General features: G+C 43.6%; 11 protein-coding genes. 9 read left to right on the top strand and 2 right to left on the bottom strand.

Going from position 1 to position 13,229, the window contains the following annotated elements:
• The first annotated feature begins 259 nt into the window (after positions 1 to 259).
• The 8 genes from CDG79_RS13530 to CDG79_RS13565 all read left to right on the top strand — a co-directional run bounded on the left by CDG79_RS13530 (position 260) and on the right by CDG79_RS13565 (position 9,269).
• The gene (locus CDG79_RS13530) at positions 260 to 1,444 is read left to right on the top strand and encodes an NAD(P)H-quinone oxidoreductase subunit H (RefSeq protein ID WP_094330473.1); all 1,185 of its coding nucleotides are present in this window, start codon (positions 260 to 262) and stop codon (positions 1,442 to 1,444) included.
• A gap of 834 nt (positions 1,445 to 2,278) precedes the next feature.
• Complete coding sequence (locus CDG79_RS13535) at positions 2,279 to 2,815, top strand: GAF domain-containing protein (RefSeq protein WP_094342580.1); 537 nt, start codon at positions 2,279 to 2,281, stop codon at positions 2,813 to 2,815.
• Positions 2,816 to 2,956: 141 nt separating this feature from the next.
• A complete protein-coding gene (locus CDG79_RS13540) occupies positions 2,957 to 3,343 on the top strand; it encodes a VOC family protein (protein ID WP_094342581.1) in 387 nt (128 codons plus the stop codon).
• Positions 3,344 to 3,470: 127 nt separating this feature from the next.
• A complete protein-coding gene (locus tag CDG79_RS13545; RefSeq protein ID WP_094342582.1) occupies positions 3,471 to 4,454 on the top strand; it encodes an alpha/beta fold hydrolase in 984 nt (327 codons plus the stop codon).
• Positions 4,455 to 4,463: 9 nt separating this feature from the next.
• Complete coding sequence (locus CDG79_RS13550) at positions 4,464 to 4,688, top strand: DUF6745 domain-containing protein (RefSeq protein WP_094342583.1); 225 nt, start codon at positions 4,464 to 4,466, stop codon at positions 4,686 to 4,688.
• A 154-nt stretch (positions 4,689 to 4,842) separates the two neighbouring features.
• Complete coding sequence (locus tag CDG79_RS13555; RefSeq protein WP_094342584.1) at positions 4,843 to 6,582, top strand: Dyp-type peroxidase; 1,740 nt, start codon at positions 4,843 to 4,845, stop codon at positions 6,580 to 6,582.
• Positions 6,583 to 6,816: 234 nt separating this feature from the next.
• Positions 6,817 to 7,995, top strand: coding sequence for a class I SAM-dependent methyltransferase (locus CDG79_RS13560; protein WP_094342585.1), 1,179 nt, complete (start codon positions 6,817 to 6,819; stop codon positions 7,993 to 7,995).
• Positions 7,996 to 8,402: 407 nt separating this feature from the next.
• Positions 8,403 to 9,269 carry an NAD(P)-dependent oxidoreductase gene (locus CDG79_RS13565; protein ID WP_094342586.1) on the top strand — a complete coding sequence of 289 codons (867 nt, stop codon included), beginning with the start codon at positions 8,403 to 8,405 and terminating at the stop codon, positions 9,267 to 9,269.
• A 159-nt stretch (positions 9,270 to 9,428) separates the two neighbouring features.
• On the opposite strand, the gene CDG79_RS13570 is transcribed toward CDG79_RS13565, so the two are convergent.
• Both CDG79_RS13570 and hslO read right to left on the bottom strand, forming a co-directional pair.
• Positions 9,429 to 11,522 carry a chromosome segregation ATPase gene (locus CDG79_RS13570; protein ID WP_094342587.1) on the bottom strand — a complete coding sequence of 698 codons (2,094 nt, stop codon included), beginning with the start codon at positions 11,520 to 11,522 and terminating at the stop codon, positions 9,429 to 9,431.
• Between the two features lie 154 nt (positions 11,523 to 11,676).
• Positions 11,677 to 12,582, bottom strand: a complete 906-nt coding sequence (gene hslO, locus CDG79_RS13575) for an Hsp33 family molecular chaperone HslO (protein WP_094342588.1) — start codon at positions 12,580 to 12,582, stop codon at positions 11,677 to 11,679.
• 242 nt (positions 12,583 to 12,824) lie between these two features.
• On the opposite strand from hslO, the gene CDG79_RS13580 reads away from it, so the two are divergent.
• Positions 12,825 to 13,211 (top strand): hypothetical protein, encoded by a 387-nt coding sequence (locus CDG79_RS13580; RefSeq protein ID WP_094342604.1) that lies wholly within the window; start codon positions 12,825 to 12,827, stop codon positions 13,209 to 13,211.
• Positions 13,212 to 13,229 lie beyond the last annotated feature (18 nt).

The following is a 13,229-nucleotide window of genomic DNA, read 5'->3' on the forward strand; positions in this document are numbered from 1 at the left end:
TGTAATATAACTGACACAACATCTCTATGGCTTACGTAAAAACTCAGAAGTTGTTGGGCATTATGCATTGGGCATTGTCCCCTTGTTTCAGCACGATGAAGTGAAAAAAATCCGATGCCTTAATTAAGTGGATATCGAGCTTCCATATAATAATTGAAGAAGTGCAACAAACTGAAACATTCTGGTTGGCATCTAAGCGGTTCAATTCAAAATTTGCCTTCGGCACGCTACACGAACACAACGGGAGAACACCAAATCTATGACCAGACTAGAAACCCGCACTGAACCAATGGTGCTAAACATGGGGCCACACCACCCTTCAATGCACGGGGTTCTGCGGCTAATCATGACTCTGGATGGCGAGGATGTCGTTGACTGTGAACCAGTTATCGGCTATTTGCACCGGGGAATGGAAAAAATCGCTGAGAACCGTACTAATGTAATGTATGTCCCTTACGTTAGTCGTTGGGACTACGCTGCGGGAATGTTCAACGAAGCCGTCACTGTTAACGCCCCAGAAAAACTTGCAGGTGTCGCTGTTCCCAAACGGGCTAGCTACATCCGCGTCATCATGTTGGAGTTGAACCGCATCGCTAACCACTTGCTATGGTTTGGCCCCTTCCTTGCTGACGTAGGCGCACAAACTCCCTTCTTCTACCAGTTCCGCGAACGAGAGATGATTTATGATTTGTGGGAAGCTGCCACAGGTTATCGGATGGTAAATAACAACTACTTCCGCGTTGGTGGAGTGGCTGCCGATTTACCTTACGGTTGGGTAGATAAGTGTTTTGAATTCTGCGACTACTTAATACCCAAAGTTGATGAGTACGAACGCTTAGTAACCGATAACCCCATATTCCGGCGACGTGTTGAGGGTATTGGTACTATCACCCGTGAAGAAGCAATTAACTGGGGACTTTCTGGCCCAATGTTACGTGCTTCTGGCGTGCAATGGGATTTGCGGAAAGTTGACCATTACGAATGTTACGACGATTTCGACTGGGATGTGCAGTGGGAAACTGCCGGTGATTGCTTTGCCCGTTATGTAGTGCGGATGCGGGAAATGCGCGAATCGGTGAAGATTCTTCGCCAAGCACTTAAAGGACTTCCTGGCGGCCCTTACGAAAATCTGGAAGCCAAGCGTTTAGCCGCAGGTAAAAAATCTGAGTGGGATGCTTTTGATTACCAATTTATTGGTAAAAAGGTTTCTCCTACTTTCAAGATTCCTAAAGGTGAAATCTACGCTCGTGTCGAAAGTGGCAAAGGTGAATTGGGAATTTATCTAGTTGGCGATGATAATGTCTTCCCTGCACGGTGGAAGATTCGCGCCGCAGATTTCAATAATCTCCAGATTGTTCCACATTTACTGCGCGGAATGAAAGTTGCAGATATTGTGGTCATTCTCGGTAGTGTTGATGTGATTATGGGGTCTGTGGATAGGTAGAAAATATTTATCTAAGTATTTTTTTAGAGCAATTGTATTATGCAACTGCTCTTTTTTTTACAATGAGTTTTTAACCATATATAGGATTACTATTTGATTTTTGAACTAAATTAGGTATTATAGAGTATGTTAGAATGCAGTTCGTAACGCACTCTTATCAAGGGTTTGATGCCGTACTCTCCGTGCTAACACATCCTACGGATATTTTCAGAAATCAAATCGGAAGGCTATATTAGCTGAGAATTTTCTGTAACTATAAATACAAACTGACTTGTCACATAACAGTCTGTATACCATAGCCTTTTGGGAGAGGTAAAAGTCTAGGGAGCATCCCAATTTGGCAAAAATATACGGAACTGACGTAAAAACCATTTTAAATCCTCTTCTCTTTGTGTCCTACCCTGCGGGAAGCCGCTTTGCGTCTATGTGTCCAACTCTTACGAGATGCTGCGCGTAGCTTGCTTCCCCGCAGGGGTTCTCCGGGATAAGCCAGAATCTCGGATGTAAATTAAACTTGCACATTTGGGAAGCTCCCAAAGTCCATTGCATACAAACGAGCGATCGCTATATTAATGCTATCAAAAACTCAATGTACATATTATGTGTAAAATTCCAAAATTCTTAACTTTAAATTTATAATTATGAATCATCCCTAGTGCAGATTAAAAATTGCAACTTCTTAATAATTTATTTTAAATTCACGGAAGAGGTTCACTAGTATTATGTTTCGTTACAATTGAATTGCTGCTATAAATACAACAATGTATTTAAATGAAAGTCTAATAAATTACTATATAAATCCGGCAGCATTTACTTAGTCATCATTTTAGAACCGTGCAAATTCATCCTCACTCCGAATTTAACCATAGCCGCGATCGCTATGAACAGGGTTTGCAAAATTTGCTCGATCGCCTTGTTAAAACAATGCAGCGCGATGAGTTAGTCCGGCAAACAACCAATCAACTCAGAGAATCACTTCAGGTTGATCGGGTAGTGTTGTATTACTTTTACGGACAGTGGCAAGGACAAGTTACTTTTGAATCCTTGAGTTCTCAAGAATTTTCAATACTGGGTACCACTGGCCCAGATGGTTGTTTTAACGACGAGTATGCTGCTTTATACTTGGCAGGAAGGGTAAAAGCGATCGCTGATATTGAATTAGAGCCAATCGAATCTTGTCACCGAGATTTTCTCCGCAATATGCAGGTTCGTGCCAACCTGGTTGTACCAATTTTGATTCCCAGAGGATTATGGGGATTACTAGCAGCACATCACTGTCAAGGGTCTCATCATTGGTCGCCATCAAATATGGAAATGATGCAAGCAGGGGCGCAAACTCTAGCAACAGCCCCTTACATACTAGAAAGTTAAAGGGCGGTTATAAACCGTGTCTACACGAGACTTTACCCAGCGACCTGGGTTAGAAAACCTTACAAATAGGATTTACGCAAAACTAGACGCGGTAGAGGCAATTCATGAATTGCCCCTACCTGAAAATAAGGAGAAAAAACTGTGAAATTTGGTTACACGGTCATCTGGGTAGAAGATGTAGTTAAAACTGTTGAATTTTACGAAAAAGCTTTTGGTCTAGTTCGTCGTACTCTCCAGGATAAGGGGCAATCTATCTGGGCCGAAATCGAAACTGGAAACACCACACTAGCTTTCTCCTCCAGTAGCGAAGCACAAAAGTTATTTTCTGGCGGTTTCTATCCCAACGATCCCACACAACCACCGCCATTAATCCAGATATCATTTATCACTCCTGATGTTGGCAGCGCTTATATGAGAGCGATCGGAGCAGGCGCAAAAGCATTAGATGCACCTAAAACTCATGGGGGACAAACTATTGCTCGTGTCCGCGATCCCAATGGCGTGTTGGTATCGTTGGTGAGTGGCTAGCAAGCCAACTTAAGCCCAAGCGAATGCAATTCGCCGCTAAAGAGGCTTTGAAACCCATCGGAGGTGGGTAAAGTCTCTTGTAGACGCGGTTTCTAACTGCCATTTTAACTGGCAAGAAAACTTAACTATGTTGATTATAATCAGAGTTTTTCTGCTAGTTGCTACAACACTTTATCAAGCGATCGCCTGCTGGCTTGAAGATCAAAAGCTGCCCCCTGGTCAAATGTTTGATGTGGGTGGATATCGTCTACATCTTTATATTGCAGGAGAAGCTAGTCCAACAATTGTTCTAGACCACAGCTTAGGAGGAATTGAGGGCTATCTTTTAGTTGAAGAATTGGCGAAGTTAGGACAAGTATGTATCTATGACCGAGCGGGTTATGGATGGAGCGATCGCAGCCCACATCCCCGAACCAGCAATCAAATTGTGACAGAATTAGATACACTGCTTACCAAAGCAGGAATTAAACCACCCTACATTTTGATAGGAGATTCCTTTGGTAGCTACAATGTCCGGCTGTATGCCCATCGCTTTCCTCACAAGGTTGTTGGAATGATACTTACAGACGGACTGCATGAAACTGAAATGCTCAAAATGTCTTTTCAGTTGCAAGCATTGAAACTCTTTTTTATATCCGGCTTTGTGATGTCTATTCTAGGCTCGATACTTGGCATTATTCGATTAATGAGGATATGCAAAGTATTTGAACTACTGAAGCCAGAATTAAGTAGATTTCCTAATCACTCACTTAATTCTATAAAACGTTCCTTTTGCCGTCCTAAACACTGGGTTACAATGAGCCGAGAAATGTTAAATCTAAGTGCTAGTGGACGTGAGGTTAGGATAGCTAACCAATTTGGCGATTTGCCTATAGTTAATATCAAAGCAAATTCTTTTTTCAAACCTTCTTTCTGGACTCTTTTTATTCCTCTGCAAGGTGCTAACCAAGTGCGAAAGCAGATGCACGTAGAGTTACTGAATTTATCAACAAACTGTACTCAACTTCAAGCAAGTAATAGCGGTCATTTTATCTGGGTAGATCAACCTGATGTCATCATGGATGCTGTAAAAATTGTTCTAGATAAAGTTGATTCTTCCCTTCCGGGTTAACGGGCATAGATGCTGAACCATTTTGTGGCGTTGCATTGGTGCGCGTGTGGTTGGACATTCTTTTTTCAAGATTTCTGTTTCACCTGTCAACGTCCACATAAAGTACTGCTTGATGAGCAAAATCGACCTCATGCAGAGAATGAATCAGCTATAGAATTTTTAGATGGCTTTAGCGTATTTGCCAAGAATGGTATGCTGGCTTTTGATGGCAGCGAATATAAAATATTTACATAATGCAATCTTCCTACGTATGAAATATAGGTAGACTTGCTGCATAAATCCTTTATTTACCTCCGATAAGTTAAGACAGGTTCCCATCAGAGATACCTGATTTCATACTTCCATTCTGGAATAGCCAATAGGCTCTAACATCAATAGGACTTTAATCATGACACAACAAATAATTCGTGAAGCACCTGCTCCTTATCCGTTAGAAGGTCAACAGACAAATGAATTCTTCCACGTCCCTGCACCTAATGAGCCTATTCTCAATGTCAACAACATTCAAGGCAACATTCTAGGTGGGTTCAATAAAGACTACCAAGCGCTTTTGTTGCTTGAAATTGAAAATCCAAATGCCTTCAAGGAGTGGCTTAAGTCACAGATCAATTTCATTGCCACCGCCTCAGAAGTGATTGCCTTCAACCGCTTATTTAAATCTGCCAGACAACGACGAGGCCGTGAAGGCGCTGTTAAGGCAACCTGGGTCAATATAGCTTTCTCCTTTGAGGGGCTGAAGAAACTAACTCATGATGCCAACTCATTTACGGATACATCCTTTAAAGCTGGGCTAGCAGCAAAGGCTGCTGAACTCAACGATCCGGTGGACAACAATGGTAAGCCTATTGGCTGGGTTGTAGGTGGGCCAGATAATGGCAAAACTGATGTGATTTTCATTATTGCCAGCGACGATCGCGCAGATTTACTAGAAGAAGTTTCGCGGATCTTAGAAAGTGTTGTGTCATTTACAGACGGAAAAGGCAACGCAAAAAGTAGCGGAGCCAGAATTACCTTCTTGGAAGAGGGAGCCAATTTACCTCAACCCCTATCTGGACATGAGCATTTCGGCAACCTAGATGGAATATCACAACCTGGTATTCGTGGCAGGGTTTCTGATAATCCTAAAGAACTTCTCACCCCCAGACAAAACCCAGAGAACCCAAACCAGGGCAAACCCGGACAGGATCTTCTGTGGCCAGGAGAGTTTGTTTTTGGCTATGAGGGGCAAAACGAAAAAGCTCATAAGTTGGAAGATAGCAAAGGTCAGGTTGTTTCGGCGGGACTACACTGGGCAAATGATGGCTCTTACCTTGTATTCCGCCGATTGCGTCAAGATGTGTTTAAGTTCCACCAGTTTTTAAACTATACTGCTGCTGACCTGAATGCTGACCCCAGAAAGGTAAGTGCAAAATTAATCGGTCGCTGGCCTAGTGGCGCTCCCACTGTCCGCACGCCGGAAGAAGATGCCCCAAGTTTGGGTAATGATGACAATGGCAACAATAATTTTGAATTTAACGGGGATGATGCACCAGAGGGAAAATTCTTCAAAAATGATGTAGTTCCACCTTCTGATGATGCAACAGGTTTGCGCTGCCCGTTTATTGCCCATACCCGCAAGACTTATCCACGCAACGACAAAACACCAGGAGGTGGAGGCCCAGGGCCCGAAGAAATTGACCGCAGTGAAGTGACCACTCAAACACACCGCTTACTCCGTCGCGGTATTCCTTACGGCCCAGTGTCTCCTTCAACGCCGAACAATCCACTACCAGATCCGAACTTTGTCGATCGCGGTTTGCACTTTTTGGCTTATCAGACTTCGATTGTTGACCAGTTTGAGTTTGTAACCAAGTTTTGGGTTAATAATGCAAACTTCAGTGAGGAGGCTGCTACCGGGCACGAGTTTGAAGGTAAATTAACTCTGGGTCACGATCCAATTATTGGTCAAAGTGAAAATAACAAACCAGGTAGCGATCGCACACGTAAGTTTTTTATCCACCTTGAGGATAACGAAGACCAACCTCAAACCAAGGAGTTGACTGCACCTGAAGACTGGGTGATTCCTACCGGTGGCGGCTACTTCTTTGCACCGTCAATTTCTGCTTTGAAGGAAGTATTGACAAAATAATGGCTTGATGCATCTAGTCGATGCCGAACCATTTTATGGCGTTGAATTGATGGACGATCGCACCGAACCGCAAACTTTTCAAGTTTTATCTGTCAATGAATGCCAGCACTCATAACACAGCCATCGATATTATGGGTTTTGTAGACCGTTAGGAAAATTATGAATTATGAATTTTGTTTTGCATCATTCATAATTCATAATTTCTCAACACCTTAATCTCAAATATCAAATTTTATGGATTCAAATCCAGCATTGTGTGCAGCGATCGCCGATCGCATTACCACCAGTCCCCAGCAGCGAATTACTTTTGCCCAATTCATGGATATGGCATTATACCATCCTGAATACGGCTACTATTCCAGCGATGCACTTAAAATTGGCTTTAAAGGTGGCGATTTTTTCACCTCTCCTAACCTCTGTGATGACTTTGGCGAGTTACTAGCAGAACAATTTTTCCAAATGTGGGAAATTTTAGGAAAACCTATACCCTTTTCTCTGGTAGAAATGGGAGCAGGTCAAGGGCTGCTAGCATTGCATATCCTCAAATATCATCAGCTACGCTACCCAGATTTTTTTACTGCGCTAGAGTACATCATTGTTGAAAAGTCCCCAACTTTAAGACAAGAACAGCAGCAACGCTTACAAGATTTACCCGTGCGTTGGTGCAATCTAGAGGATATACTACCAAATGCGATGGTAGGCTGCTTTTTTTCCAACGAGTTAGTAGATGCGTTCCCCGTGCATCAATTCACCCTAGAAACGGGAGAACTCCGAGAAATCTATATAACCACAGATAGTAATGAAAAAGAAACGTGCTTATCATTTGTGGAAGTCACAGGGGAACCTTCAACGCTCCAACTAGCTGAATATTTGGATTTACTGGGAATCGACTTGACCCAAAGTGCATATCCAGAGGGCTACCGCAGTGAAATTAATTTAGCTGCTCTAGACTGGTTGAGTATAGTAGCAGACCGCTTGCAGCGTGGCTATGTGTTAACAATTGATTATGGCTACCCCGCCAGCCGTTACTATAATCCCAGGCGATCGCAAGGAACGCTACAGTGTTATTATCAGCATCGTTTCCATGACAACCCCTATATTAATATTGGGCAACAAGATATCACTGCCCATGTTGACTTTACGGCTTTGGAACGCTGGGGCGAGAAGTGCAATTTAAAGAATATTGGTTTTATCCAGCAAGGATTATTTTTGATGGCGTTGGGTTTAGGCGAACGCATTGCAGCCCTTTCTTATCAAAAGCAACCCCTCTCGGAGTTACTACAGCGACGCGACGCACTACACCAACTTATAGATCCCACAGGGCTAGGCGGCTTTGGAGTCCTAATTCAGAGTAAAGGTCTGAACAATACAGAAACTTCTCAACCAATAAAAGGATTGACCCTGCCAAAGTAAAGGTATATTTGAAAAGTTAAAACTCTATTTAAGAATGCAGTATCAATCTTATCTAGACTAGCATAACAGTGAATACTGTAAAGTTAAACACATTACCAAAGTAATAATTATGTCAACTCATGACCTGCTAATGCTAGCAACACTACTTACCCCTGGTATTTTACTTTCAGTGATAATTATGGTGACTTTTGCCGCCGGTGGTTGATTGCCAGAGTTAGAGAGTAGCGGTGGGGAGTAGAAAACCTGAGATTTGGGATTGGATCTTAAGTCTCAAATAACTACTTTCCAACTAAATTTGAATCAAACAATGCAAACGCGATGTTCGCGATGGGCTGTGACGCTATTCACGAGACGCTGCGCGAACAAAGACTCGCTATCGGTGACGCTGTATTAAAGGAACATGAAAAATGAAGGTGGCATTTCTGGGAACTGGACTGATGGGACTACCAATGGCTCAAAGGTTATTAGCCGCAGATATACAGCTAGTTGCCTACAATCGCACCCCAGAAAAATTAGCACCACTACAAGCAGCTGGGGCTGAAATTGCTACACATCCCCGCCATGCCATTCGTGCTGCTGAGTGCGTAATCCTCATGCTTACTAATGCCCCGGCCATTTATAATGTGTTGCTTTCAGATACTGCTTGGCAAACTCTGGAAGGACGCACAATCGTTCAAATGGGAACAATTACTCCCACAGAAAGCCAGGAAATAAGAGATGCAGTTGTTGGTGGTGGTGGTGAGTATTTAGAAGCTCCTGTATTAGGGAGTATCCCGGAAGCAAAAGCTGGCAAGTTGAGTGTTATGGTAGGGGCAGAGCCAGAACAATATCAACGCCACTTGAAGTTACTCCAAAATTTTGGGACAGAACCTTTACTTATAGGGCCTGTGGGATCTGCGGCGGCGCTCAAATTGGCACTAAATCAACTAATAGCTTCCCTAACAACTAGCTTTGCTCTGAGTCTGGCTTTCGTCCAGCGTCAGGGTGTCGATGTGGATGTGTTTATGCAAATTTTGCGCGACAGTCCACTCTACGCACCTACCTTTGACAAAAAGCTACAACGGATGTTGGATGGCAATTATGCCGATCCGAACTTCCCCACAAAACATTTACTCAAAGATACAGAATTATTTATCTCGGAAGCGAAATCCCGAAGTTTGGATCTCAGTAGTATTAAAGGTGTTCGGCAAATCTTGCAAACAGCCGTGAAAATGTCATTTGCTGATGATGACTACTCATCACTGTTTTCTGTAATTCAAGAATGGGGAGAGTGATGGGGGAATAAATATTCGTAGGATAGCACAGCTAGCTATGCTACCCTACTTAAAAAATGTTGTGAGACACATTGAAGAAAGTTTCTTTTTACACCCCAGCATCCCTGATATACCCTTTGAAAATGCTGAATTAAAAGGTTTTAATCTTTAATAAGGATATTACTGCCTATCAGTAGTATTAGTAGTTGATTGAGGAAATGGTAGAGATTCAGTCTGGGGTTGAGGCTGAAGCTGAGGCTTAGGTTCAGGTTGAGGATTCAGAAAGTCTTGCCAAGTCTTAATTTGCTCTTGCGCCGCACTGTAAGCAGCACTACCGCGTGGAATCGATTTGGCAATGTCAATCCCTCTGGCAATATCAGACTGACCTTGAGAGCGGGCTATTTCTAACAATTGCTGACTCCATTGGTCAATAGCTAGATTCGCATCCATACGTAAGATACTATTGTTTGAAACCCGATCTGCCAGCCGTATTGCTTCAACCAAAGCTTCTGGCGTTCCCGCCGCGCCCACTTCCTGGGCTTTTTTCCAGTTTTCTTTAGTGCGGATTTGACCTTCCCAGTCATTTATCGCAGCTTGTGCTTCTTGCGAAAGCGCCCTTCCCGACGAGGCAATTTGTTGGGCTGCGCTAATGGCGGCGGTGAGATTTCCACTCTGAGCCAGTTCTTGTGCTTGATCCAAGTAGGGTTGGTCTTGAATTCGCTGAATTTTCCCTACCCAAGTACGAATTTTTTTCCGTGCTTCTGGATATAATGCCCGACCTCTACGAATTTCGCTAGCTTGAGCGATCGCAGTTTGCAAGGAGTTAATATCATCAAATATTGCTATCTGTTCGGCGCGGTCTAAGTAAGGTTGGTCTTCAATTGTCTCCACCTGGGCATTCCAGCGACCTATCTCTTGCCTAGCTTCTGCGCCTCTAGGGTTACTAACAGGGATGAGTTCCACTTGAGCGATCGCTGCTGTTAAATTAGGGACTGTTCCCTGACTAGCCAATATTCTTGCTTTTTCCAGATGGGCAACATCTTCAATTTCCAACTGCCAACGAGCAATTAGTTGCTGTGCTTCATTATACACTGGTCTGGAAGGATCGATTTGTTGTGCTTGAGCGATCGCAGCCTCTAAACCAGAAACATTACCTATCCAAGCACTTCTTTTCGCGTCAGCTATGGCGATAAAGTCATCTGTTTCGCCCTGTAGTTTCGCACTTTCTGGAATTTGTCGAGCAATATTCAGTGCTTCATCGGCATCCCGCTTGTCTAGTTTTGCCTGTGCCAATTCCAGCATTTTGCGTCCAAATGCAGGAACCGCTTCCTGAGCTTTTTGATAAAGGTAACTTTCTTGCCCAATGGATTCAGCTAGCTTGATGGCTTCCAGTAAATTATCGACAACTTTGCTGTTTGCTAAACTTTCAGCTTTTCCTAACTTATCGCCATCTTCCCGCGCTGTGGCAATTAGACGATTCAATTGGTCGTATTTAGTACCTGCCCAGAATTGATTGTCTACGCGCAGCATTTTGGCGGATAACATAAAGGCCGATTGCCAGCGCCGTTCCTTTACTTCTGCGATCGCACCGTTGTATGTAGCTTCTGCCTTTGACCAAATTGACTGCCATTTGTCAACTTGTTCATCGACTAATTTATAAGCTGCCACATCTTCAGGTATCTTGCGAGCAGTAGCGATCGCTTCCTCTAAATTTCCTGTTTGGAAACTTTGATCGGCTAGCTTCAAAATATCCCGCGACCATTCTTCAATGAAACGATCGATTTCTCCATGCAACGGGTGATTTTGTGGTAGTTGCTTCACCAGAGCGATCGCTTGCAATAGGTCGTTTACTGTCTGCTTAGAAGCCGCCAATTGAGCGCAGTGTAGCCGGACAGAAGCACTAGCTAAAGGCCAGAAAATCGAGGGGCAATTAGGAGCAGCTGGCAACTTTAACAGCATTGCCATTGCCAAAAATCCTACACTGCCGGGAATCAACAGTAGTAGTACTAGCCATAATGTCCAGCTTTTCATCCAGCGTGGCCATTTCCCAGAAGTACTACTGAGTTGGGCAGTTTCTTCTGAATTACTATTTATAGGTAATCCTTCCCGATGGTTTTTTTTTCGCCGCTTCACTGACTTGGAGTTAGAACCAGTAGCTGGGACATCAAATGGCTGAGTTTCACCGAATTGTTCTGTTCGGGATAATCTTTTGTTTTGATCTGGCTCTCTATCACCGGCTGAAGACCAACTGTCTGGAATATCCCGCTCTGTCATCTCTCACACCAAAATAATTGAATAGCGCTCTGTTTTAGGTTGATAATTCCATTGTTGACATAGTAACTTTCTCATGATTAAAAAGCTACTTTTTTGATTATCTCTCTCCACAGAGTAGCATTATCAATCTCAAAAAACAGTGCTATTTTATACTTTATCCTGAAACAGTAGATTCAGCTTGCAAATCGGCAATTAGTTGAGCTAACTGCTCGCTACTTGCCTGGTAAACATTGCCACAAAAGTCGCAAGTTGCTTCAGCACCATCATCTTTAACAATCATATCTTGCAGTTCGGCCTCTCCCAAAATCTTCAGTGCCCCTAAAACGCGATCGAAAGAACAACCACAGTGGAAGCGCAGCATTTGCCGTTCGGGAAAGATTTGCAGTCCCATGTCGCCCAAGAGGTCGGTAAAGATTTCAGTCAAATTCTTCCCAGCTTGCAACAATGGCGTAAATCCTGCCAGACTAGCGACCCGTGATTCCAAGGTTTCTACTAGGGCTTCATCTCTGGCAGCTTTTGGTAACACTTGTATTAATAATCCTCCAGCCGCAGTTACTCCGCCTGCTCCCACAAACACACCTAAAACTAAAGCTGAAGGTGTTTGTTCGGAATTCACCAGATAATGAGCCACATCATCGCCAATTTCGCCAGAAACTAGTTCTACCGTACTGGAGTAAGGATAACCATAACCAACATCCCGCACAACGTAGAGGTAGCCACCACCCACTGCACCACCAACATCTAGCTTGCCTTTGGCATTGGGAGGCAATTCTACAGATGGATTCCCCACATACCCGCGTACCGTACCATCTAAGCCTGCATCTACCAATATGCCGCCCAAAGGCCCATCGCCTTTGACTCGGACATTCACCCTTGACCCAGTTCGCTTCATACTAGAAGCCATCAACAAGCCCGCTACCATAGTCCGTCCCAGTGCTGCCGTTGCCACATAAGAAAGTTTGTGGCGCTGCCGTGCTTCTTCTGTTAAACGTGTGGCGATCGCACCTACGGCACGAATTCCACCTTCGGCTGCTGTTGCACGAATTAACTGATCCGCCATGAATAACCTTACATTTCTTAACAAGTTCACTTTTTCTATTCTAAGTTCTCTGCTGCAAGAAAAGTAACGTAGTGGAGTGTTAAGCAAATAAACGGCTGTCATTGGTCATTGGTCATTGGTCATTGGTCATTGGTCATTGGTCATTAGATTATTTGCAAAGGACAAAGGACTAATGACTAATGACAAAAACTATTTGCAATATTAGAAATAGCGATGTCTCACTTTTAGGCAATCTTAGAAAAATGCTGGGTAATTTTCAACAAAGCCAACTGCGGATCGAAATTGAAGCGCCAACAGATGCAATTCGTGACAGTCTGCTGCATCCGGTACAACTAGAAAAATGGCTCTTAGGGCAACGCTTTGCACCAGGAATGCCAGAAGAACTGCTTCCTAGATTTCAGTTTACAACCTGGACTGGACCAGTCTCGATTCATCATCAAGTAGACATTGTAAAATCCAACTGTCTGCGTTTGCTACTCAGTGGAGGTATTGACGGGTTTCACGAATGGTACTGGGGAGAAGGTTGGGTACAATCCCGCTTGGAAGGAGTTTCACTTTTGCCCTTGAATTTGGGTCAAACTTTGAGTTTGTTGAGCTTGCGTCAATTTCTGGCAACTCAAGGACGTTGAATCGACTGAACGTAGGGA

Source organism: Nostoc sp. 'Peltigera membranacea cyanobiont' 232 (genome assembly GCF_002245985.1).
In the GTDB taxonomy this organism is placed as follows: Bacteria; Cyanobacteriota; Cyanobacteriia; order Cyanobacteriales; family Nostocaceae; genus Nostoc.

Excerpts from the sequence above, each read along its gene's own strand:
- CDG79_RS13530 (WP_094330473.1), top strand. The coding sequence starts at position 260 with ATGACCAGACTAGAAACCCGCACTGAACCAATGGTGCTAAACATGGGG.
- CDG79_RS13570 (WP_094342587.1), bottom strand. The coding sequence starts at position 11,522 with ATGACAGAGCGGGATATTCCAGACAGTTGGTCTTCAGCCGGTGATAGA.
- CDG79_RS13545 (WP_094342582.1), top strand. The coding sequence starts at position 3,471 with ATGTTGATTATAATCAGAGTTTTTCTGCTAGTTGCTACAACACTTTAT.
- CDG79_RS13550 (WP_094342583.1), top strand. The coding sequence starts at position 4,464 with ATGCTGAACCATTTTGTGGCGTTGCATTGGTGCGCGTGTGGTTGGACA.
- CDG79_RS13560 (WP_094342585.1), top strand. The coding sequence starts at position 6,817 with ATGGATTCAAATCCAGCATTGTGTGCAGCGATCGCCGATCGCATTACC.
- hslO (WP_094342588.1), bottom strand. The coding sequence starts at position 12,582 with ATGGCGGATCAGTTAATTCGTGCAACAGCAGCCGAAGGTGGAATTCGT.
- CDG79_RS13565 (WP_094342586.1), top strand. The coding sequence starts at position 8,403 with ATGAAGGTGGCATTTCTGGGAACTGGACTGATGGGACTACCAATGGCT.
- CDG79_RS13580 (WP_094342604.1), top strand. The coding sequence starts at position 12,825 with ATGCTGGGTAATTTTCAACAAAGCCAACTGCGGATCGAAATTGAAGCG.
- CDG79_RS13555 (WP_094342584.1), top strand. The coding sequence starts at position 4,843 with ATGACACAACAAATAATTCGTGAAGCACCTGCTCCTTATCCGTTAGAA.